The 23,784-nt window shown below is 55.5% G+C and carries 17 protein-coding genes; 3 read left to right on the forward strand and 14 right to left on the reverse strand.

Annotation, left to right across the window (positions count from 1 at the left end; all coding sequences use genetic code 11):
• Nucleotides 1-140: 140 nt before the first annotated feature.
• The 3 genes from B0G52_RS02910 to B0G52_RS02920 all read right to left on the reverse strand — a co-directional run bounded on the left by B0G52_RS02910 (nt 141) and on the right by B0G52_RS02920 (nt 9,535).
• Nucleotides 141-5,255: an S-layer homology domain-containing protein gene (locus B0G52_RS02910; protein WP_094042032.1), complete on the reverse strand. Its 5,115-nt coding sequence runs from the start codon at nt 5,253-5,255 to the stop codon at nt 141-143.
• 29 nt (nt 5,256-5,284) lie between these two features.
• Complete coding sequence (locus B0G52_RS02915; RefSeq protein WP_094042033.1) at nt 5,285-8,686, reverse strand: glycoside hydrolase family 44 protein; 3,402 nt, start codon at nt 8,684-8,686, stop codon at nt 5,285-5,287.
• 177 nt (nt 8,687-8,863) lie between these two features.
• Nucleotides 8,864-9,535: a response regulator transcription factor gene (locus tag B0G52_RS02920; protein WP_198960584.1), complete on the reverse strand. Its 672-nt coding sequence runs from the start codon at nt 9,533-9,535 to the stop codon at nt 8,864-8,866.
• A gap of 228 nt (nt 9,536-9,763) precedes the next feature.
• Between B0G52_RS02920 and B0G52_RS02925 the strand changes: the two genes are divergently transcribed.
• Entirely contained in the window at nt 9,764-10,297 is a 534-nt protein-coding gene (locus tag B0G52_RS02925) for a hypothetical protein (protein ID WP_094042035.1), read from the forward strand.
• 131 nt (nt 10,298-10,428) lie between these two features.
• Here B0G52_RS02925 and B0G52_RS02930 read toward each other — a convergent pair whose 3' ends face one another.
• Entirely contained in the window at nt 10,429-14,508 is a 4,080-nt protein-coding gene (locus B0G52_RS02930; RefSeq protein WP_094042036.1) for an S-layer homology domain-containing protein, read from the reverse strand.
• Nucleotides 14,509-15,039: 531 nt separating this feature from the next.
• Nucleotides 15,040-15,399: a hypothetical protein gene (locus B0G52_RS35505; RefSeq protein WP_158223554.1), complete on the reverse strand. Its 360-nt coding sequence runs from the start codon at nt 15,397-15,399 to the stop codon at nt 15,040-15,042.
• A 207-nt stretch (nt 15,400-15,606) separates the two neighbouring features.
• On the opposite strand from B0G52_RS35505, the gene B0G52_RS35210 reads away from it, so the two are divergent.
• Both B0G52_RS35210 and B0G52_RS02935 read left to right on the forward strand, forming a co-directional pair.
• Nucleotides 15,607-15,855, forward strand: a complete 249-nt coding sequence (locus B0G52_RS35210) for a hypothetical protein (RefSeq protein WP_143762506.1) — start codon at nt 15,607-15,609, stop codon at nt 15,853-15,855.
• Nucleotides 15,842-16,222, forward strand: a complete 381-nt coding sequence (locus tag B0G52_RS02935) for a type II toxin-antitoxin system VapC family toxin (RefSeq protein ID WP_094042037.1) — start codon at nt 15,842-15,844, stop codon at nt 16,220-16,222. Before B0G52_RS35210 ends, B0G52_RS02935 begins: the two co-directional genes overlap by 14 nt.
• 86 nt (nt 16,223-16,308) lie before the next feature.
• Here the strand turns inward: B0G52_RS02935 and groL are convergent, their stop codons facing one another.
• The 9 genes from groL to B0G52_RS02980 all read right to left on the reverse strand — a co-directional run bounded on the left by groL (nt 16,309) and on the right by B0G52_RS02980 (nt 23,770).
• Nucleotides 16,309-17,937 carry a chaperonin GroEL gene (gene groL, locus B0G52_RS02940; RefSeq protein ID WP_094042038.1) on the reverse strand — a complete coding sequence of 543 codons (1,629 nt, stop codon included), beginning with the start codon at nt 17,935-17,937 and terminating at the stop codon, nt 16,309-16,311.
• A gap of 31 nt (nt 17,938-17,968) precedes the next feature.
• The gene (gene groES / locus B0G52_RS02945; protein WP_094042039.1) at nt 17,969-18,253 is read right to left on the reverse strand and encodes a co-chaperone GroES; all 285 of its coding nucleotides are present in this window, start codon (nt 18,251-18,253) and stop codon (nt 17,969-17,971) included.
• Between the two features lie 224 nt (nt 18,254-18,477).
• Nucleotides 18,478-19,749 (reverse strand): methyl-accepting chemotaxis protein, encoded by a 1,272-nt coding sequence (locus tag B0G52_RS02950; protein ID WP_094042040.1) that lies wholly within the window; start codon nt 19,747-19,749, stop codon nt 18,478-18,480.
• Between the two features lie 159 nt (nt 19,750-19,908).
• A complete protein-coding gene (gene tatC, locus B0G52_RS02955) occupies nt 19,909-20,691 on the reverse strand; it encodes a twin-arginine translocase subunit TatC (protein WP_094042041.1) in 783 nt (260 codons plus the stop codon).
• A 98-nt stretch (nt 20,692-20,789) separates the two neighbouring features.
• The gene (gene tatA, locus B0G52_RS02960; RefSeq protein WP_094042042.1) at nt 20,790-21,020 is read right to left on the reverse strand and encodes a twin-arginine translocase TatA/TatE family subunit; all 231 of its coding nucleotides are present in this window, start codon (nt 21,018-21,020) and stop codon (nt 20,790-20,792) included.
• A 39-nt stretch (nt 21,021-21,059) separates the two neighbouring features.
• Nucleotides 21,060-22,109 carry a molybdopterin-binding protein gene (locus tag B0G52_RS02965; RefSeq protein ID WP_233162315.1) on the reverse strand — a complete coding sequence of 350 codons (1,050 nt, stop codon included), beginning with the start codon at nt 22,107-22,109 and terminating at the stop codon, nt 21,060-21,062.
• Nucleotides 22,106-22,600 (reverse strand): MogA/MoaB family molybdenum cofactor biosynthesis protein, encoded by a 495-nt coding sequence (locus B0G52_RS02970; protein WP_094042043.1) that lies wholly within the window; start codon nt 22,598-22,600, stop codon nt 22,106-22,108. Before B0G52_RS02970 ends, B0G52_RS02965 begins: the two co-directional genes overlap by 4 nt.
• Nucleotides 22,601-22,640: 40 nt before the next feature.
• Nucleotides 22,641-23,132, reverse strand: coding sequence for a cyclic pyranopterin monophosphate synthase MoaC (gene moaC / locus B0G52_RS02975; protein WP_094042044.1), 492 nt, complete (start codon nt 23,130-23,132; stop codon nt 22,641-22,643).
• Complete coding sequence (locus B0G52_RS02980) at nt 23,108-23,770, reverse strand: 5-formyltetrahydrofolate cyclo-ligase (protein ID WP_158223555.1); 663 nt, start codon at nt 23,768-23,770, stop codon at nt 23,108-23,110. Before B0G52_RS02980 ends, moaC begins: the two co-directional genes overlap by 25 nt.
• Between the last annotated feature and the right edge of the window lie 14 nt (nt 23,771-23,784).

Here is a 23,784-nt window from a genome sequence, read left to right on the forward strand (position 1 = left end):
TTTTTTCATAGCTTGGATGGTCGGCCTCGCAGAACGCCAGCACATGGACGGATCGGGCAACCGCAGCAGTTAGCGGACGAAAGAAACGGCTGCCCATCCGTCATGATCGACGGGCGGACAGCCGTTTCTACAAAATTCGCTTATACAGGGCGGCTATCGATCGTAAAGGTAATCGTCGCCTCGGCCGTTAAGCCGTTAGCTGTTTTCGTTGTAGTCACAATCAGGACGTATTCGCCATCTTCCTCGATTAACGTTCCTTTATTGTACTCGACGGAAGCAGCTCCATCCTTGCTTAATGTCGCTATGCTTGTCGTACCCTCAGCATCCGTCCAAGTAGGCGCGACGCTGAAGTAGTAACTGCCGTTTGGCGCACCGGTCAATTCAATCGTCGGAGCCGCAGGACCTTCCCCTTCGATCGTGAAGCGGATCGACTTCGATTCCGAATTGCCGGAGTCCGTGCGCCAGGTTACGGTCAGGACGTATTCTCCGGGGTCGTTAATCGTTTCTCCCTTAGCGTACGGTACTGGAGAACCGCCATCCTTCGCCAGCGACACTTCGACTTCGCCAAAATATTGCGGCTCATACCACTCAGGCGCTGCGCTTGCGTATGCGCCCCCTTCCTCTACGCCGCTAATCTCGACAAGCATGAATTTATAATCGTACCGGCCGGTCACCCCGTCTTTATTCACAATTGCATAGAACTCGTACTCGCCTACCTCAGTAAGGACTATTGGGCTCGGAAAGTTATGGCGATTTGAATTCCTGTTTCTGTGCCACAGATTGGTACTTTCAATCTGAGTTCCCTCACTGGGCGTCCAGGCAATCTCTGCCGACCCGAACAAGATCGCGTTATCCGAAAAGCCCGTCAGATGAGGCGCAGGAGGCGGAGGAACGATCGTGAAGCGAATCGACTTCGTTTCCGAACTGCCGGCGTTGGTACGCCAGGTTACGGTCAGAACGTATTCTCCAAGCTCGTTAATCATTGTTCCCATTGAGTACGGTGTTGGAGAACCGCCATCTTTCGTCAGCTCCGCTTCAACTTCACCAAAATATTGCGGCACATACCACCTGGCCGATGCTCTTGAGTATGCTCCCCCTTCTTCTACACCGAGGAGCTCGGCAACGATGAATGGATAGGCGTACTGTACACTTTCTTGGCCGTCATTCACTTGAACAGTGAGCACATATTCCCCGGCCACAGTAATCGTCCATGGGTTGGAAGGATTGTGTCTGGTCGAATTATTGTTCTTGTGCAACAGACTGGTCCACTCGATCTGCGTCCCCCCGCCGGGCGCCCAGGCAATCTCAGCCGGGTTAAATACGACTGCATCATCTGAGAAGCCCGATAGGACAGGCCGGGCCGGACCGACATCCACTTTAAACGTCCGCGTGGCCGTTGAAGTCGCGCCGTTGGACAGCTTCGTGGTCGTCACGATGAGTTCGTAGTCTCCATCCTGATCAATGAGAGCGCCCATCGTGTACGGGACAGGCTCTGCGCCGTCCTTCCGCAGCACAGCTGTGCTGGTCGTGCCGGTTGGCTCCGTCCAAGTCAGCGTTGCGTTGTAATAAGCCGTTACCCCGGACAAGTCCCTGGAATTGCCCCCAATGGCTATTGTCGCTTCACCCGGAGGAACGGTATCGATCGTGAACGAGATTTGCTGTTGAACCTCGCGGCCGTTTGAATCCAGGCGGGTCGTCAATGTCAGCACATAGCTGCCGTCCTCCGCAATCACGGTCCCTCTTGTGTAGGCCATACTTTCGCCAGCGTCTTTGATAAGCGTTGCCGTGCTGGTCCATCCAGGTACATCCGTCCACGTCGGAGCTGCCGATGCATACGTACCGCCATGCTCGACACCTGTTATCTCAACAGATTCAACTATCGTAAAGTGGACCCTTTGCAGTATGCTTTCTTGATAAACCAACCAGTAAATATTTAATACATACTCTCCAGGCTCGGATAGCGCGTCTCCTTTGTTATACGCTAGAACTTGCTCGCCATCTTTCGTCAGCCACATTTCGTTACGGGTGGAGAATATGCTCTGCGAGAACCAGGTAGGCGTCACGCTGCTCATGTACACGCCTCCGTCTTCTACGTCACGGATTCCCGCAATGATGAACGGGTAGGTGTACTGTTTAACCTCACCGTCTCTGCTTACCTCCACACTAAACTCATATTCGCCGTCTTCAGCGACGGCCGTTGAGTTCGGAAGGTCATCGATCCGTTCATTCGTATTCACATTTGTCAGGCTGGCTGAAGCGATCTCCGTACTTTCTCGAGGAGTCCAGGATATCGTCACCGGTTCAAAATAGATCCCTTTATCCTCGATGCCGGAGAGAATCGGACGAGCAGCTCCGATGTTCACCTTAAACTGCTGCGATTTCGTTGCGGTCAGACCGGTGGACAAATCCGTCCATGTCACGGTCAACTCATACTCGCCGTCTTCTTCAATGGTTTTGCGGCCCACGTATGGAACAGGATCTGCATCGCCTACTTTTAGCGCAGCCGTGCTTGATGTGCCTGGCGGGTCTGTCCAGTGCGGAGTCGCGCTGTAATGATAGTACACCCCGCCAATTGATCTCGCAGTGCCAAGAATGCTGATGTCAGGCGTTGGAGGCGGAGAAACGATCGTAAAGTTAACCGATTGCGTTGCTGAATTTTCGTTCCTCGTATGCCAGGTTACCGTTAATTCATATTCACCGTTCTCGTCAATCGTTGTTCCCTTCGTATACAGTACAGCAGGATCTCCGTTCTTGCTCAACATCGCTTCGCTTTTGCCGACTGAGCCGAATCCGAGCGGTTCGACCCAATCAGGCGTCACGCCCTGGTAGGTTTCTCCGTCATTTAACCCGCGGATGCCTGCAATTACAAATTGGTAACTATAGGGGATCACTGCGCCATCTCTTTCCACATTCACCGACAAGGCATACGTCCCATCATCCGTAATCGTCGTCGGGCTTGAGAGGTTATCCGTAACTTCTCCTGTCGTCAGATTTCTGAGCGAGACCCCGGCAATCGTCGTCCCTGGGGGTGGCTCCCAGATTATCGTGACCGGTTCGAAATAGATCTGGTTATCCGCGACGCCCGTTACAATCGGCTGCGGCAGGTCGGTATCGATCGTAAAATGAATTTGCTGCTCAACGGTTTCGTTGCTCAGCACATTCCGCGTTGTCACAGTCAGAACGTAGTCGCCTTCCTCCGTGATCTCCGTTCCGCTATTGAACGGAGCGGTTGCGCCTCCGTCTTTGGCCAGTGTGGCGGTGCTGTTCATGCCGGACACATCCGTCCAGGTTACAATTGCGGATGAATACGTGCCGCCCTCTTCCACGCCCTCTATTGCCGCCGGAATCGCAGCGGAGGAATCGATCGAGAAACGAACCGTCGTCGCGGCCGTTAAGCCGTTTGCCTTCCTCGCCGTTACCGTAAGGACGTAGTCGCCCTCCTCCTCAAGCCGCGTTCCGCGTTCGTAAGGCTTGGCCCCATGCCCGTGTTGGCTGATCATAGCTTCGCTGACCGTGTTCGGCGCGTCGGTCCAATCCGGCAAAACGGAGAAATAGCGGCCGCCATTGGCGACGCCTTCGATCCTTGGAGCTGCCGGAGCAACGGAATCGATCGTAAATTGGATCGTCGTCGTCGCTCTCATTCCGTTTGAACTTTTTACCGCCGTAACGCTCAGGATATAGGTGCCGTCTTCGACGATCTCGGTATTTCTCGTATAGCTGACTTTATTGGAACCGTTCTTGGTCAAGGTTGCTGTACTGGTCGTGCCGGAAGCATCGCTCCAGTTCGGAGTCACCGCCCCCGCATAGATCCCTTGATCCTGAACACCCGTTACTACGGGAGCGGCCGGAGGCGTCGTATCCGGGTTTCCTCCACCGCCTCCTCCGCCGCCACCGCCGACGGGTCCCGGAGATGAAGGAGGAGCGCCGCCGCCTTCCAGTTTGCCCGGCACTCGCTCGAACTTCGAGTCCTTGGCCTGATCGTTGACGATCGCACGATCGATCGTGCCCTTTCCTTGTACATTCGCTTCTTCTTCAAGCGTCAGATCGACAATCTTCGTATCCTCTTGCAGCTTCATCGTATTCCCGGAAGCTCCGGACAACACGTTCAGCTTCTCAATCGTCCCCCCGAGCAGCTCCAGCTCAACATTCGAAGAAGCTATGTTTGCTTCCGCGAACTCGCCCTGCAGGCTCGCCTTCGATCCGGCAGGCATTTCCTTCGCCAGATTCACCGTTCTGAAGCCTTTGTCCTTGGCCGCGCCGGACTCCAGCTTGGCGCCGGAACGCAAGTCCACCCGCTTCACCATCGTGTTTCCTTTCGCTGCGATGCGAATATTGCCGTCTTTCTTGTCGACAATAAGGCTTTCCAACTGGGAGTTGTCCAAGTGAATCGAATTAGGGCCGCCGCCGTTTGCGGTAACCGTACCCTTAACCTTTACGTTATCCAAAGCGGCTTCTCCCTCGCCAATACCGGCAGAGAGCAGGAGATCGCCCTGGATGTCCATGTTGCGAAGAGTCACGCCGCTTGCCGCAACGACCGCATTGCCCGCAATCGTTTCCGTTCCGTCGGCCGGACCGTAAACGCCCGCGGCGGAGAAAGTCCGAGCCTTGTCGCTTCCCCGCTCCAGCTTCTTCAGCGCACCGTCCAGAATGGCGACCGCTTCCTCGCGCGTAATGACCTTTTTCGGTCTGAACGTTCCGTCCAGATACCCCTTGAGAATCCCGTTCACGACCAAAGCGCCGACCGCGCCCTTGCCGGCGTTCGAGATAGACGCCGCATCTTTGAAAACAGCCGTTTCTTCCGGGCTAAGCTTCAGGTCGAACGCTTTCGCCACCATAACCGATACTTCTTCGCGGGTAATTTGGCGATCGGGCTGCATCGTTCCGTCCGGATAGCCTTCGGCGTATCCGGCCTGCACCGCGATCGCGGCTTGTTTCGCTTTCCAGGTTCCCGGCTTTACGTCGCTGAACGATATCGCCGCTTCATCGACAAACCCGAGGGATTTGTTCGCCAGCGAGAAAAACTCGGCCCTCGTCACCTCAAGCTTGGGCTTTACCGTTCCATCCGGATAGCCGGTTAACCAGCCCTTGTTCATCCATTCCAGCAAAATCCGCTCCGACCAAGCTCCGCGAATGTCCGCAGGAGAAAAAGCCGCCGAGGCGGCTCTCTCCAGAAACGCGGAGCTCAGCAGGCAGACAGCCATCGCAAGAGCGATCAAGCGCAACAGGCCGCTCTTCTGCCTCTGCTTCAACTCCATTTATATTTTCCTCCTTAAATCAGTCGAGATCAGTTCGAAGGGTTCACGACAAGCAGCGTTGCCGAACGCTTCGACAGCTTCAACGACACGGAGCCGTTCTCGCTTGCCGCGAGGTCTCCGGTTTTGGCCAGGCGACGAATCGCATCGAAGGTATACGCCTCCGCAGTATCAAAGCCTTCGCCCAGTTCCAACTGAACATCCCGGCTTAACGTGTCCTTGTTGAACAGCAGCACGTAGGTCTTGCCGTCATTTCCTTCGATCGTATAAGCGCCGACCGCATCAAAGCGGGACGAATCGGTACTAACGCTGCTTCCTTCGATTTTGGAGCCTTGACCGTCGTAATCCAGATACAGCTTAAACGCATCCTCGATCGGCGTGTCCGCCTGGAAGTTGCCGAAGCGAGTCGCCAGATCGACGCCCTCCTTGCCGAAGATGGCGAGCGCTTCCGCTTGCGCCAGCCCCGCTGTAACGCCGAAGCCGTTGCCGAAGTTGTACTCCGTAATCGCCAGCTTCAGCCCGGGCCGATTGCGCTCGATGATTTCCTTCATGCGCGGAATGAGCCGGATCGGCTCCTGAATCCAAGATTGATCGACGAATTGATCGTCGTACAGCGCCTTGAGCGCCTGGAAGCGGCGTTTCGAGACTTGCGGGCTTTCATTTTCGGACGGAACCACGCCCTCCTGAGAATAGTAGTGGATGGTCAAATAATCGATCAGCTTCACGCCGGTCTCTTGCTCATGACGGTTCGCCTGCTGCAAGTACCATTCCAGGAAAGGCGTTCCGCCGTGCGCTTGGCGATCCGGACCGTCGGCGCACCAATCGGCCGGGGAATAGAAGTAACCGCACCATCCCCACGAAACAGGGCCCAACAGCTGAGCATCGGGGTCGGCTTGCTTAATCGCCGTTCCGTATTCCACCGTTTTATTCCACAGCTCATCATAGGTCGGAGCCTCGGGATGGACGTCGCGATGCGTCACATGCCACAAGTCCGGCTCATTGTCCAGCGCGTACAGACGGACTTTGTCGTTCGACTTCGCCGCCATATCGCGAACCCAGTCGGCAGCAAATTCCGTTCCGACGCGAACCGAGGTATCGGAAGGATCGTTGTTCGTCACTAACGTTCCGTCCCTGAATACTCCGTTCCCGGCATCCGGCAGCTCCCATGCGCCCTCTTGCTGGCTTCCGTATTTTTGCTGCGAGAAGCCGTAGCTGACCGTGCGATCCTTCGGCGTCCAGCCGATCGTCGGGATCGTCATCAGCACCTGGTTACCCCGCCCGAGCACGCGATCGATAAACCGATCCGACAGCGAGCCCTGCGAAGGCTCCCAATCCTGATCATCGTAAGGGTAGTTGATGAAGAACCAGTCGCTGGCGCGATTCGCCGCATTCAACTGCCAATTGTAGCGTGTCGTCTGATTGCCTCCCCAACGTTCCACTGTAAAAGGCAGAGTGGAAGTCGTCGGATGGCCTTCGTCATAGTTAATACCGTAAATATCGTTGCTGATCGGCTTCCGTTCCGAGGTCTGATCGACGGTTACAGTAACGAGCGGGAGCTCCGGCTCAGGCAGCTGCCCTGCATTCGGATTGGACAGGAACGCGATATCGTCGATATAGATCGCTTCCTGGTTGTTCTCCGTTGCAGCCTGTACGATAAAACCGTCGAAAAATCCGAGATCGAGGCCGAGATCGGCCATGCCGACCGTTACTTCCGTCCATTGACCGGCCGGCAGAGAGCCATTCGGGAACACCTCGTTCAGATCAAGCGAACCGAGCGACTGATTGCCGTTGTAAAAATGGAACAACAGTTCCTGACCGCCGGTGCTGCCCCCATGCAGCCAGAACCGGATGCCGTAATAATCCTCCACGGACTTTTTGGACTCGCCGGAAACCCATACGCCGTCCCAGCCGTCCGGCTCGAACTTGATCGAGCGGCTGCCGCTTCTGGCCTGCTCCGTATTGGCGAAGTCCTTTTCGTGCCAGCTGTAGTTGTGGAAGCCTGGGGCAAGCGATTCTTCATACACCGACTCTGCCTGAACTTCCGTAATTTGCACGAACCCGTCGGTCGTAAAATTTTTGTGGGTTGCCGTAATCTTCGCAATGCCCGGCTGCAGTGCAACGAGTTCGCCGCCTTCGACGGACAGAAGCTCCGGTTGGTCAATCGTCCATTGCGTGTCGCCTGTCACGATGGCCGTGTCGCCGGATTGCAGGAGCGTCTCCGCCTGAATCTGACGACGCTCTCCCGGCAGCATCACCAGACGCGGCTGATCGATTCTCAGCTCAAGCACGGCGGCTTGCGCCGCTTGCCGGGAGGTGATCGCGATGTCGTCCAGATAGAGCGGCGCTTGCTTGCCCGGCTCCAGGCCGGTCAAGCGAATGCCGTCGAACAGACGGTGCTCCAGCCCCAGTTCGGCAAGGTTCAGCTCAATCAGCGCCCATTCCCCTGCCGGGACGCCTTCGGGCAGCCAGTGCTCCAGCGGACGCTCGAACGCCGTTGCGCCTCCTGCGGTCAGCGCGAGCTGTACTTTCTGTCCGCCTTCGGAGCCTCCATGCACCCACAGTCTCAGCTTGTCGTAATCGTTCACCGTCAGCAATTGACTGCTGTACAAATACAACGCTCCGTCTCCATTCGGCGTAAAGCGAATCGAACGGGAGCCCGTCCGCTTTACCGAGCTGTCCGTCAGGTTGACCTGTCCCCAGCTGTAGTTCGTCACCGAATCCGCCAGCTTGTCGTCGTACAGATAAAATCCTTCAACCGGCTCGATCGGATCTCCCGGCTCTTCATTGCCTGGCTCCTCGCCCGGTTCTTCTCCCGGATTTTCACCGCCAGGCTCTCCACCGGGTTCCTCGCCCGGATTTCCGCCAGGCTCCTCTCCTCCGCCTTGGCCGGTAAACGAGATATTGTCCAAGAACAGCGGTCCTTGCTGTCCCGCACCCCAAATCAGGATACCGTCCATCCATCCTTGCACGCCGGCATCGCCAAGGGGAACGGTGACTTGGACCCATTCGTTCGCCGGAATGCCGTCAGGCAGCAGATCGGCGGAGTCCAGCTCCGCAAGCGCCTGTCCTCCCAGCGTGAACGCCAGCTTGAAGGACTGCCCTCCCTGACCGCTCCCGCGCAGCCAGAAGCTGAAGCTGTCGTACTCGCCCGCATTCATGATGCGGTCCTTGTACAGATAAACGGCCTGCCCTTCTTTGGCCTCGAACCGGATCGAACGGCTTCCCTCGTAGACCGTCCCCGTCTCTTCCAGACTAACGCCTGCCCAACTGTTGTTGTGAAACGATTCCTCCAGCCGATCGTCGAACACGTTCAGCCTGGAGGCTTCGGAACCGAAGGTTCGCTCGCCTGGAACCGCAAGCTGAACGAACAGCAGCGATGTCGTCAGCAGCAGCGCCATTTTCGAAGGACCCTTTGCTTTTATACTCGTACCCATGCGCATTTCTCCTTTCCAATTTGCGACAATCTCATTCTAAGAGACAGGTTGTTCCCCCGATAGTTACAGACTGTCACTGATATTGTCATGCGCCGGAAGCCAGGAAGACTTGCGGACACGGCAAAAAAGCCGCTTTGCATCGAAAGCGGCTGAAAAGCGTTCGTTCCGAATTCGGGTCTAATACGCGTCTTCCAGAAGAAACTCTTTCAGAATGGAAATCGCGGCTTGCCTGTCGTTCGTGCCGATTTTATTGTAAATGACGCTAATATAGTTCCGAACCGTCCCTTCCCCCATGAACAGAGAAGATGAGATTTGCCGATTCGTATAGCCTTCGATCATCAGCTCCATGATTTTCCGCTCGCGCGCCGTGAAGCTGTACCCGCTTTCCCTCAGTTTGTTCTCGTCGAAAGCATCGACCCTTGTATCGGACAACGCGGACAGCTTCGCGGCAAGCTTCGAAGCGATCGGGGCCGGCAAAATCACTTCTCCGTTCATCGCGTCGCGTATCGTCTGCACGATGATTCTCGAAGACATATCCTTGAGCAGAAATCCGTCGGCGCCGCCCGCCATGGCGTCAACGATAAAACGATCCTCCGCGAACGTCGTCAGCATCAGCACGATCGTATCGGGGTACTCCCGCTTGATTCGTTTCATGGCGTCGATGCCGTCCATTCCGGACATCTTGATGTCCATGAGCACGACGTTCGGTTTATGCTCTTGTACCGCTTGCAAGGCTTCCTTCCCGCTGGCGCACATCGCCGCGATCTCCAATCCCTCTTCGGATTGAAGTATCGTATGCAGACCTTCCCGAAGCAGCCTCTGATCATCCACAATGATGATGGAAATCAAATTACCCCACCCTCTGCCCTTTACCATCCTCTTCAAACTTGATTAGAGTGTAGCAAACCCGGTTCGAATCGTACAGGGGTACGAACGCGATCGTGACAGTCATGACGAAGAATGTGACAACTCGTAACTGGTCGACCAGGGAAATAAGACCTACGATAAGTGAAGAATTTCCGCTGTTTCGAGACAGAGCGGCGACACTATCGCATCTCATTGAGGAGGCTATGTTTCATGGATGTAAAACAGGCGATTAAAGGCTTGGCCATCATCGCGCTGCTCGGAGGAATCGCGCGAATCTGCATGATGCCGTCCGCCTATATTTGGGGGTCCGACAGCATGCCGGAGCTGATCAGCGGCTTCGCCGCTTGCGTGCTGATGGGCATCGGCATCATTGGAGTCTACCTTTATCAGGCGCCCAGAAGCAGTATTCTCGGGTTGATCTCGGTTCTAATCATTTCCGTTTCCAGCGCGTTGACGGCGGCGCTCGTCTGGAACAACATGCTCGGCTTATTGCCGGAGGACCACGACTACATTTCGACCCTGCTGCCCATCAACTCCGCTCTGACGCTTGTCGGTCAAATCGTATTCGCCGCGACCGCTATACGCGCGCGCGTCTATCCGATCTGGAGTCTGATTCTGTTCATCGTATACCCGGGCATCTATTTCATTCCGTCCGTCTCCGATCTGGGATCGGCCGCCTGGGGGCTCTGCTACGTCGTATTTGCGCTCTACGTTCTGCAAGAGAAGGCTCGCAAAGCCTACTAAATGATGGATGATTTCAAGGCCCGCCGGCAATCGCCGGCGGGCCTTGGTATTCCAATCTCGCTTCACCATGTTCAGATCAACCCGGATTTCTGCAGCAGCTTCATGCAGGTTAGAGCCGGCTATCTTCCGTTTCAGTCCATAAACTCGACAGATTGCAGGAAACGCCGCAACATCACAACGGCTTGCGCTCTGGTCGCAGCATCGGAAGGCGCGATCGCGTCCTCCTTAATACCGGAAATGATGCCTAGCTCGGCGGATTGCGCAACTGCCGCCCGGGCCCACGCGGAAATAGCGGCACGATCGCCGAACTTGCTTAGAGCGACCGGTACGCGATCGGCATCCATTTCAGAATGACCCAGCAACGCAAGCGCATTGCCGAACATGACGGCCATCTGTTCTCTTGTAATGCGGGCGTCGGGCGCGAATTCGGTCTTCGACAACCCTTTGGCCAATCCGGCCTTGACCCCCGATTCAACGACCGTCGCGAACCAATCGGCATTGGAAACATCGACGAAGCCGGAGCCCCCGGCAGTCGGCTCGATTTTCAATGCTAGAGCGCGAACCAGCAAAGCTGTGAACTCGGCTCTTGTAATCGAGCTGTCGGGCGCGAATTTCGTGCCGGATACCCCGCTTACGATCAGCTTGGACGCCAGCAGCTCCACGTCGGCTTTCGCCCAGTGGCCGTTGAGATCGGAAAAAGACTTCTTGCCTGATTCCAGAATCGCATAGATGCTGTTATGCGGAACCTTGATTGATATTTCCGCTCTGCCGTCCGCTCTTGTCGAGGTCACGGCCGGGACGAAGGAAAACGTCCGGGTTGCGGGGTCGTACAGAACGGCGGTCATGCTTTCGCCCGATATTCCCTTGTTCGGCATGATCCCCCGAATCATGTACATTCCGCCAAAGTCGCGAACTTCCGCCGCCTGCCCGTCGGCCGACACGGTCACTTTATAATCCACCGCATCGCTAATCAGCTTATATCCGGCACTGGCTGCAGCTTGCTCAAGCCGTTCCTTCTCTTGTCCAACCAGCTTGGAGATGAGGACATTCGCGTGTTTCGTTTGCGGCCCCGGATTCAACGCGTTCACCGGCAGCTCATAACTGGAAGCGTTCAGTTCGACCTTGAAGACGGCAGTTGGATAGGCGCTCTTCACTTTGGCAAGGGCGGTCCAGGAAAATTGCGTCTGGACGGCCTGCCCGGAGTCATCGATCAAAACAGTGATGACCGGTTTTCGCGCCTTTACTAGCAATTCCAGCACTTGATCGATCATTCTATCGGTTAAAGCGACATGCTCGACGATTGTGCCGTCATCCAGCTTTTCCTTAACGATAGATGAAGAGTCCATCCGAATTGTGATACCGCCGCCGGAATCGATCGCTATGGCCTGACCTGTAGGAGATGTCGACGGTTCGGGTGCAGTTTCCGAGCTCCCCGGGCCTCCCGAGTTGCTTGAAGAGTTGCGAATATTCGCAATCGCAATCTGCGTCACAGCTTCATTGCCTGCTTCGTCTACCGCGTAAACCGAATACGTTCCGTTAGCGGTTGCCTGGAAGCTGTCCCCCGCAAGCGACTGGCCACCTGTCGCAAAATAGTCGGCGGCTCTCGCTCCTTCCGCCCACTTGGTCGCGGCAACATCGCTTCCCGTACCGTCTATTGTTGCCGTTACCGTGACGGGACCGCTGGTCGTTACCGTGCTCGCCGGCAGCTGGGACAACGTAATTTCCGGCCTTACGGAATCGATGATGATACCCGTTGTGGCCGGAGCAGGCAAGGCAAGCGGAACCGCAACGATCGTCGCGGCGGCATTGATCTCTGCGCCGTCCGGCAATTGAATGTCAGTCCCAATTTCAATGTCGTTCGAATGAACAAGTCCTTCCTGTACGACATACGTGAAGATCAGCTTGTTCCGCTCGCCGACAGGTTGCCCGGTATAGGCTGCGTTAACCGTCGTGGCGTCGGTCCCTTCTCCGATCGTAACGGGAATCGTCGGGGTGTTGACGACATCGACGTCCCCTTCGTAGCTCACCGTGAAAGTCAGAAGGTCGCCGATGCCGTAATATCGGGCGGATGGGACGACAAGCCCGGTCAGTTCGGGTGCGGGCACCTCGATCGTCAACCGGTACGCGCCATCGGGCATACCGTTAATGCCCGTCGTTCCGACCAGGACAGTATTGATCCCCGGTTTTACGGCGACTTGCGCCGAAACCGATTCCACCGCGTCAATTGTCACCGTCGTAGTGGCATCGGCGGTATTGGCGGTAATATCGACGGACTGGATGTAGCTGTCGGCTAACAGTTCGTATGCGCCTTGAGCAGATGCGAAAGCACCCGAATTCCAGGACAAAACGCCGGCCGTCGATGTCACTCCCAAGGCTTGAAGCTTCACGGCGTCGAAATGGCGAATAAACATCGGATACGTTGTCCCGTTCATCATCGCCCAGGCGCCGGCAAAATCCCAACCGCTGTAGGTTGCTGCGAGCTTCATGTCTGCCGTTGTCTTTCCTTCGCCGCCGTCGGAAGCGCTAAGTCCGCCGACTTCGGCGTCCCAGTAAGAGGCGGTCACCGTTCCCGCCGTGCTTTCTCCAATCAGCCCTCCAACGCGATCAGCGCCGCTGACATACCCTGCGGAATAGGTATATTCCACCGTTGCGGCTCCGCCGTTAGAACCGATTAATCCGCCGACCTGCTCTTCACCGGTCACGCTGCCTTTTACATAAACATTCGATACGGTTCCCAAATTGCTTCCTATCAGTCCTCCGACCCGATTGCCGCCCAATACGGACACGCTCTCCAGGCCGATATTTCGAATCGTGCCCGAAGAAGCCGCGAACAGTCCTGCATCGTCATCCGAGCCAGCGACGGTCAAGTTACGGATGACATACCTGTTGCCTTCGAGGGTTCCCGTGAACGGCTGCCCGCCGTCTCCGATCGGGTTCCAATTCAGACCTGCCAGATCCAAATCGTTCATCAACTCGTAACTGTCGCTTAACTCGTAAGGAGCGTTTCCTATCGCGGCCAGCTGTGCGGCGGTCGTGATGCGATGGGGATAATCGACTCCATCTTCACGAATGATTTGCAGCGTATAGTTCACGGCGAACGGATTCGCAGCGGCTCCGGGTACGGCAACGTCGGTTGAAACCGCGATACTGACATTGTTATCGCCAGGAACCAGATCAATGACTTTGGAATCCGTAACCTCGCCGTCAATCGATACGCTCATGCGGGCGCTGTCCGAATATACGGACACGGTTACGCTGTCGACCTCGCCCTTTACCCGACTTGAATAGGCCGATACATGAGGGGCAAACGCCGGCTCGTACGCAATTGCGCCATCGTCGACGGTCAACTCGTCCAATGCAATTTGATTTAGCGTCGTGCGGTGCATCGGAAATGTCATGCCTTCAACAATGCCCCACTCGCCTTCCGGAGAAAAGTCCCACGAGCCGAAATTGGCGGCTGACTTCATTTGCGATGTTGTCAAGCCTATTCCAGCCGTAGAAAAGCCGGTCAAGCTGCTATTGTAGAATGATTCAGTTATGCTGAGGCCGTCGCCATCTGCACGACCGACGAGCCCTCCGACTTCGCCGGGGCCGATTACGTTGACAGAAACGTAAGAAGCGCGAATCCGGCTGGGCGCTACAGTTACCCCGAGGGCATATCCAGCCAATCCGCCGACACGGTCTGCGCCTTTCACAGTTCCGGTAACGTAGACGTTTTCAATGGTTGTGCCGACAGTATATCCAACCAAACCGCCGACGTTGCTCGTTGCACCGTTCCCCACAATATCTACATCGATCAAACCGATATTGCGAATCGCAGCGTTCGAAGTTACGCCGAATAAGCCGACTGCGCCGGCCGTTGTATCCATTTTTAAATTGGAGATCGTATGGCCGTTGCCGTTAAATGTACCGCTGAAAGCATTGGACAGATGGCCTCCGGTCCCCACTGGCTCCCAGCCCGCCCCGCCGCTATATAAGGTCATATCGATATCCGCGCCGAGCGCATAATGGCCCTCCAGATTATTCCGCATGGCGTTTAGCCCGGAAGCGTCATTAATCAAAATGGGACAATCCGGAGTCGTTCCGGGCGTTACGCCATCGCATGCGGATGCAAACGCTTTGTTTTCTGTGCCAAAAGGCAATACCGCAGTCATAAATACGATGATGGCGAGCAGCAAGGTCCATCCCTTGCGGTTTAGCAGCTTCGTCATTTCAGTCCCCCCGAAGAAATACTAGCTTAATATAACCATAATTTGGACAGAAAGCCTATAACCTTTTTGGAGTGATATTGGAGGAATTGTTCCTACCAGAAAATTATACTTAGCAGTCCTCCTGTAAACTCTTAAAGAAATCTTAATAGTTTCAGAGAAAATTACAGGCATGCTTGATTGAACTACACAACGCACAACGCATAATAAAAATAGGCTCCTCACGAAGTTCAACTGAACTCGCGAGAAGCCTATTTTATTCATATGGTGCCGATATTACATCATGCCGCCCATGAGACAAATACATTCTATGTGTTTTTTTGAGTCTATTGGTGGGTATTTGTAAAAGCACACAATAATAGACTCGTTCTGTTTGCACGGCCGTATTCGTTCGTTCCATTATCGGGTATAATTATTTATAAGTAAAGATCGAAGAAGATCGCGAGAAGCGAAAAGTTTTAACACTATACTTTGAAAAAGGAGTGGTTCTCCATGTCAATGGTACGCAAACTCCATCCTCATATAGTAAAAGACTTAAGGGAATTTGTATCTGAAAACAATATTTCCACCAAGAAGCTTGTCATAGATCTTGAAGCAGAAACCATCGAGAGCCCTGATGATATTCAGTCGATGACATTTTAAGTGCAGCTGGAATTCTGAAGCCCGGGGAAGCGCAACAGTTATTAGATCATGTCCATGAGTCACGGGAGGGCTGGGGAGATGTCTCCTCAAATTAATAAACGTCACCGTGATTAACGGCTTTATGTAACCAGCCGGTGGTCGAACAGTTAAGCCAAGCAATGATTGGCGGATGCGTTCCTGGATAGCCTTTTCTTGTTTGGCCTCAAATTTAACGGCATCACGATTTAATGTCGGTCGGTAAGTTAAGCTCATTCATTGCTTCCTCCCAAGACATAAATCCGCTCTCGCTATTTAATTGGCGCTCTTCTTCTTCGCTCAACGGGGCAGCATCCGGCTCCAACTTCGCAATTTCATCCCAATCAAGTTGATTCTGTTTTGTGGAAAGGTATTGCATAAAATCAGTGCATCTGGATGCGGCTGTAAAAACCAGCTATACTTAAACCAAGGACGGTGATTACCATGAACTTCGTCAGAAAAATAACCAACAGTGATGCATTAAAGCATATCGTCGATCTCCCTGAAGAACTTCAGAATCAGGATGTTGAATTAATTATATTACCTATCGGAGAACCATCTCCATTCAAACAATCAATACCCCCTTCGCCTACCGCCAGAGGTGCTCTAAAGCAATACGCCAACTTGGATTTAATCCCATTCGAACAAGACGCTTGGGAAAAGGGTGTGCAAGAAAAACATGAACATCGTTGATGCAAATTTAATACTTCGTTATTTGCTTCAAGATTCGGCTCAGTTCATTGAACAAGCACGAGATAAAATAGAAGACCACAACATTTTTATTCCCAATGAAGTCATCGCCGAAGTCGTCTATGTACTGGAAAAGGTATACAAAGTGGAGCGAGTTCACATCTTTGATTCGTTATCGAACTTACTCTCCTACAGCAACATATCCATGCACGACAGAAACATTCTAATCGAAGCTTTAAAGGTCTACAGTGAAATCAAAATCGATTTTGTTGACTCTCTGCTCTTCGCCTACTCGAAAATCGGTGGACATACCGTTTTCACTTTTGACAAGAAGCTTAACCAAATGCTTGATGAACTTCGCAACGTTTAATAAAAAAGGCTTCCCACAAAGTTCGAATGAACTCGTGAGAAGCCTTCTTTTATTCTCATCATCGAATTACTTCGATAATGATTTCATTACATCATGCCACCCATGCCCATGTCAGGCATGCCGCCGCCGGCAGGAGCTTTGTCTTTCTCTGGCTTGTCGGCGATAACCGCTTCGGTCGTCAGGAAGACGGACGCTACGGAAGCCGCGTTTTGCAGAGCGGAACGCGTTACTTTCACCGGATCGATGATGCCGGCTTCGAACATGTTCACCCAGTCGCCGTTAGCTGCGTTGTAGCCTGTGCCTACCGGCTCTTTCTTCAGGCGCTCGACGATAACGGAGCCTTCTTGGCCGGCGTTAGCCGCGATCGTGCGGATCGGCTCTTCCAGAGCGCGCAGGATGATGTTAACGCCCGTCTTCTCGTCGCCGTCGGCTTGAACGCCTGCAACCGCTTCGTAAACGTTAACCAGCGCCGTGCCGCCGCCGGATACGATGCCTTCTTCGACAGCCGCGCGAGTCGCGTTCAGAGCGTCTTCGATGCGAAGCTTGCGCTCTTTCAGCTCGGTCTCGGTAGCTGCGCCGACTTTGATAACCGCAACGCCGCCAGCCAGCTTGGCCAGACGCTCTTGCAGCTTCTCGCGGTCGAAATCGGAAGTCGTTTCTTCGATTTGCGCTTTGATTTGGTTCACGCGCGCTTCGATGTCGGCTTTATCGCCGGCGCCGTCAACGACGATCGTGTTTTCTTTGTTTACGCGCACTTGACGCGCCGTACCCAGTTGCTGCAGGGAAGTGGACTTCAGCTCGAGGCCGAGTTCTTCCGTGATCACTTGACCGCCCGTAAGAGCCGCGATGTCTTGAAGCATCGCTTTGCGGCGATCGCCGAAGCCCGGAGCTTTAACGCCGACGCAAGTGAACGTGCCGCGCAGACGGTTCACGACGAGCGTGGACAGCGCTTCGCCTTCGATATCTTCTGCGATGATCAGCAATTGCTTGCCGGATTGAACGACTTTCTCCAGAACAGGCAAGATTTCTTGAATGTTGGAGATTTTCTTGTCGGTGATCAGGATCAGCGGGTTTTCGAGCACGGCTTCCATTTTGTCCGTATCGGTGATCATGTACGGAGTGATGTAGCCGCGGTCGAATTGCATCCCTTCAACCACTTCCAGATCGGTGTTGAAGCCTTTGGACTCCTCAACCGTGATAACGCCGTCTTTGCCGACTTTCTCCATCGCGTCCGCGATCAGTTCGCCGACTTCTTCGTCAGCCGCAGAGATTGCCGCGACTTGGGAGATGTTGCTGCGGCCTTCGACCGGCTTGGAGATTTCTTTCAGTCTTTCGACTGCCGCTTTAACCGCTTTGTCGATGCCTTTGCGAATAACCATCGGGTTAGCGCCGGCCGTCACGTTTTTCAAGCCTTCGCGAATCATCGCTTGAGCCAGAACCGTAGCCGTCGTCGTACCGTCGCCCGCGATATCGTTCGTTTTCGTAGCGACTTCTTTAACGAGCTGAGCGCCCATGTTTTCGAAGGCGTCTTCCAGCTCGATCTCTTTGGCGATCGTAACGCCGTCGTTCGTGATCAGCGGAGAGCCGAATTTCTTCTCCAGAACGACGTTGCGGCCTTTCGGTCCGAGCGTGACTTTAACCACGTTCGCCAATGTATCCACGCCGCGAAGCATCGCGCGGCGAGCGTCTTCACTGAAACGGATTTCTTTAGCCATCTTTAAAGAGCCTCCTTGAATATTCTAAGTATTAGCCGACGATCGCGTGGATGTCGCTTTCTTTCATGATCAAATACTCTTTGCCTTCGTATTTGATTTCCGTGCCCGCATATTTAGAGAACAATACACGATCGCCCGCTTTCACTTCCAGCGCGACCCGTTCGCCATCTTTGGTCAACGATCCAATGCCTACCGCAACGACAGTTCCTTCTTGCGGCTTCTCTTTAGCCGTATCCGGCAATACGATGCCGCTAATCGTTTTTTCTTCCTTGGCGTTCGGTTCCACGAGAACGCGGTCCCCTAGAGGTTTAATCATGTAAGTAGCCTCCTTCTAAATTTTGCTTTTTTGGATTTGAAGCCATTTTGTTAGCACTCAATTGTCTTAAGTGCTAATAACCATTTTCTATGATACGGAATTTGAAGCCGGTTTTCAAGTCCTTTTGAGTTAAACCTGCACAAAAAAAATGCGGATCCGCAATCGCCGCGAATCCGCATCGAACTATTGGCATTTCTATCATTCCCCAGGCGAAGGCCGGGTATTCAAGCTTTGAAGTTGCCGACCAAGCCCTTCAGGCGGGAAGCCATCGAGCTTAAGTTGTCGGCAGTGCGCGCCATCTCCTCCGTGGAGGAGAGCTGCTCTTCGGTCATAGCCGACACCTGCTCCGTAAAGGACGCCGTCTCTTCCGTGATCCGGGAGATATCCTGAATCGATTGAACGACGCTCGCGCTGCCGGCTGTCATCTGCTCGACGGAAGCCGCCACTTCCACGATATTGCTGCTGAGTTGTCCGACCTTGTCGACGATGTCGCGGAACGTCTCTTCCGCGTTCTGCATGCCTTCCACCGCCGCGAATACTTGCCCCGCGCTCTGTTCGAACATCGTGGCCACTTGTCCGATGTCTCCCGACATCGTTCCGATCGTATCGCCGATCTGGACGGCGGACTGCTGCGTCTGATCCGCAAGCTTGCGGATCTCTCCGGCGACGACGGCGAAGCCCCGTCCGTGCTCGCCGGCCCGAGCCGCTTCGATCGCGGCGTTGAGCGCCAGAAGGTTCGTCTGATTGGCGACTTCGGAAATGTATCCGATAACTTCGCGTACTTGTTCGGATTTATGATTGAGTCCTCTGACGACTTCTTGCAAGGACCGAAACGCCTTGCCCACCTGATCGATCTCGGCGGAAGTCGATTGCAGCAGCTCGGAGCCGGCGGCAGCGCGGCCGACGGTCGTCTGCGCGGCGTCGGACACGCCTGTCGTCGTGCCTGCCACTTGCGTCAGGGCATCCATCGTCTCCTGCATCGTCGCGGAGATTTCCTGCGATTGCGCGACCTGCGTCTCGGAGCCGGCGGCAACCTTCTCGACCGCCCTGGACACCTCGCTGCTGACCCGGGCGTTCTCCTCGGTGCCCTGCTTCAGCAAAATCGCCGAAGCCGCCAGCTCCGCCGTACTGTCCTTCAGCTCTTTCATCATTTTCTGAAGACCGTCCAGCATCTGGTTCGCCGCGTTCGCGAGATCGCCCATCTCGTCGGTCGATGAAATATGTATGCGTCTTGTCAGATCTCCCCCGGAGGAGGCAATGTTTCTAAGCGTAGCCGTGACGTTGCCGATCGCTGCGGTAAGATTGCCTGACAACCACTTGAGGCCGAAGCCGCCCCCGACGATCAGCAGCGCGAAAATGACGATAACCATGACGAGCGTGCCCGAATTGCTCGCCAGATCGGTTCCCGACAGCAGCAGCACGAATGCGGCAGCCAGCAGCAACACCATTGCAGAGTAGCCAATCGTTAATTTGCGTCCCAAAGTCATATCCCGCATTATAGTCCCTCCCGAGATTCTAACCCAACCTGAAAGCCCTTACTCGAAACAAGTGTATCATAATTTTTCCATTTGGAATATCGAAAAATGACACTTTTTGTTTTCTTTTTGGGCAGATTGTTGCAATTCGGGAATGACGGCGGGACTACCTTTAGATCCCTATTCGTCCGACTCCAGTTCCAGTTCCCTCTGCCGCTGCGTCTTAAGACGCTTGCCGTAAGCCATAGAGGACAGAAGAACGCTGAATTCGTACAGCAGAATCAAAGGAACGGCGACGAGCAGGTCCGACACGACGTCCGGAGGAGTGACCAGCACGCCGACGAAAATCAGAATAAACCAGGCCAGCTTGCGCATCTTCCTCAGCATCGCCGGATTCAGGATGCCGATCCGGGTCAGGAACAGAATGAGGAGGGGCAATTCAAACAGCAGGGAGATCGGCAGCAGGATGTTGAACAGGAACGAGAAATACTGCGTCACCCCGTACGTCTGCTCCAATCCGAGATTGCTCGTCACTTTCTCCGTGAACAGGAAAGCCATCGGAAATACGACGAAATAGGAGAAGGCCAGCCCGATCAGGAACATCCCCAGCGCGCCCGGCACGAATTGCAGCGTCGCTCTCTGCTCCTTGGGTCCCAAAGCCGGACGAACGAAAGCCCAGAGCTGGTACATCGTAAAAGGAATCGCGGCGACGAAGGAGATCAGAATCGCGAATTTCATATAGAGGCCGATCGCGTCCCACGGGGAGAAAGCATGAAGATCCAAATTGTCTATCGGGGCGGCTGCCACCAAATAGTCGAATAGAGGCTGAGAGCCGAAAAGACCCCCGACCAGCCCGATCACGAATACGATCAGGCAATAGATAATCCTTTTGCGAAGCTCGCCGAGATGTTCCGTCAGCGGCATCCACTCCGAGTCCCGCTTCGCAGCGGCCGTGTCTTTCATTGCTTGTTTTCGCCTCCATACAGCAACAGGACCGCCCCTTCGCAAATCGCTCATCTGCGCCGAGGGACAGCCCTGTCCATGTTCCTTGCCCGTCCCGATTATTCCGGGAGACGACGATCCGCCTTAGGCTTGTCCGCCTCTTCGGCGGATACGTCCACCCTCTGCGTTCCCCGATCCTTCGGATCGTCCATCAAATCGTTCGCGCCCTTCTTGAACTCGCGAAGCGTGCGGCCGAAAGCGCGGCCCAGCTCCGGCAGCTTGTTCGGGCCGAACAGCAGCAGCGCGATCAGAACGAGCAGAATAATGCCCGAAGCACCAATGCCTGACATGTCTTTAACCTCCTCTTGGATATGCGGCGTACGGAATACTCAGCAGCGGTGAAGACCGCCGTATCCCATGCTGGCGATATCCTCTCTTACTATCGTATCTCCAGCCAATACTCTGGATAATAAAACGTCGAATGAAGTGTAAGGGTCGTGCATGACGCATCCGGGCAATCCGAAGATCGGCACGCCTTGCATATAACCGAACAGCAGCATCGAGCCCGGAAGCATCGGCGTTCCGTAGCTGACGATGTCGGCTCCGGCTTCGGCAATCGCTCCCGGCGTGCGGTCGTCGGGATCCACCGACATGCCGCCAGTTACCAGTATCATATCATACCCTTGTTTCCTTAAATAGTGAATTTCATTGACAATTGTATGACGGTCGTCCGGCGCGAACCTCTGCTCCGCGACTTCCGAGCCGAATTCCGCGAGCTTGGCCGAGACCGCGGGGCCGAACTTGTCTTGAATGCGGCCGGAATACACCTCGCTGCCCGTCGTCAGCAGTCCCGCCGTCATCCGGCGGAAAGGGCGCACGCTGATCGGAGCGGCTCCGCGTTCGGAACGGTAGTTCCGTGCGATTCTCTCGACCTCTTCGACCTTGGCTTTCGGAAGGATCAGCGGAATGGCCCTCGTCGCCGCCAGCGCCTCTCCCGGCCCCACTACGCGGCGATCGACGACGGTCGCGAGCGCGATGTCGCCCAGCCGGTTGATCTCGTCCACGACTTCGCGCGGGACGGAGACCAGCCCGCGCACGGTCGATTTCAGGCTGACTTTGCCTTCCGCGGGCTCCCCGAATTCGACGTTGTCGCCGCTCAGCGCCTGCGCCATACGCAACGCCGCATCGTCCTCGTGCAAGTCCGCATCGGCGAGCTCGATCGTATACAGATGCTCCTTGCCGATGTCTTTGAGCCGCGGCAAGTCCTCCGGCGTCACGACGTGCCCTTTGCGGAAGAGCCTGCCTTTGAATTGCCCGGGAACGATCTGCGTCAAGTCGTGGGCCAGCACCGTCCCGACGGCATCCTCGACTTTAACTTCTCTCAGCCTCGACGAGCCGATCATCGTCGTTCCGTCGCTGCGGCTTTCCGACGGCGTCATTGTTCCCGCCCTCCCCGCATTCCCTTGACCTGGTCGAGCGCCTCCGGCAGCAGATCCATCACGGCCATCAAATGCTCGTGAACGCCTTTCGGATCCCCCGGAAGGTTCAGGATCAGCGTGCGGCCGCGAATCGCGCACACGCCGCGGAACAGAACGCCGTGACGCGAGCGCTGGGATACGGTCGCGCGCATCGCCTCGGGAATGCCGGGCACGAGACGCTCCGCCACCCTTAGCGTCGCTTCCGGCGTAACGTCGCGGTAAGCCAGCCCGGTGCCTCCCGTCGTCAAAATCAAATCCGCCTGAAAATAATCGGCCATCTCGATCAGCGCCGCGCGGATTTCGTCCTGCTCGTCCGGAACGATCCGGTAGTCGACGATATCTCCGAGCAGCTCTTCCTCGATCAACTCGCGAATGACCTGGGCGCTCGTGTCCTCCCGTTCCCCTCTCGCGCCTTTGTCGCTAGCCGTTAGCAAGGCCACCTTCCAACGCATGGCTCCATCCCTCCGTCCCATGAGTACGAATCCCGTCTGTTTATTCCGCCGAACGAACGTAGTCGCCGCTTTTGCCGCCCGTCTTGCTGAGCAGCGCCACGGAACCGATGACCATGTCCTTCTGCAGCGCCTTGCACATATCGTACACGGTCAACGCGGCCGCGGAGACGGCGGTCAAAGCCTCCATCTCCACGCCGGTTTTGCCGGTTGTTTTCACTTCCGCCGTAATCGTCAGCGTCTCCGCTCCGTCGTCCGCGAAGCGGATGTCCACTCCCGTCAGCGGAAGCGGATGGCACATCGGAATCCAGTCGGATGTCCGCTTGGCCGCTTGAATGCCCGCAATCTGCGCGACGGCGAGCACGTCTCCCTTGGCGACCGAGCGTTCGCGAATTCTGCGCAGCGTCTCGGGCGCCATCTTGACGTGTCCTTCCGCCACCGCGACTCGGACGGTGTCGGCTTTGCCGGAGACGTCCACCATTCGGGCTCTGCCCTGATCGTTAAAATGCGTCAGCGGCTCATCCGTGCGTTCCATTCCGAATCCCCCTTATCGAACCATGTCATGCCTTCGTCCGTCGCCAGCCCGTCCAGCTTGAGATCGTGAGCTTCCGACGGCAGGTCGGCCTCGACGACTTGCGCGGAGAAGGCAAATCCGATCCACAGCGTTCTGCCCCGCGCCTCGCCCCGTCTCTCGGCGTACAGCCGATCGTAGTAGCCTCCGCCGTATCCAAGCCTTCCTCCCGCTCCGTTGAACGCCATTCCGGGAACGAGCACAACGTCGAGCGAATCGGATGCTTCTATTAAAGAAGCGCGCGCGGGATCGGGCTCCGGCACTCCCCACTTCCCGGGAATCCAGTCCGACGGACCGCGAATCTCGCGCAGCTCCAGCCCGTCCCCGTCCGGCCTCATTCGCGGCGCGTATACCCGGTCGCCTTGGCTCAGGCAATCGGAGACAAGCGGCAGCGGGGACGCCTCTGAACGAAACGGAGCATAAGCGCACAAGCCGAGCGAGCGGCCGAGCTCCCTCCTTAGCGGAGACAGCGCTTCGCGCTCCAGCAAGGCGCACAGCCCAGCGGACATGCGCTCCCGCTCGTCCGCGGGCAGTCCGTCCCGAACGTCCGCCATCCGCCTGCGCCACTGCGCCTTGAGCGCTTCGGCCTCTCTATTTCCCATGAACGGAACCCTGC

The sequence above is a fragment of the Cohnella sp. SGD-V74 genome (assembly GCF_003001675.1).
Lineage (GTDB): Bacteria > Bacillota > Bacilli > Paenibacillales > Paenibacillaceae > Cohnella.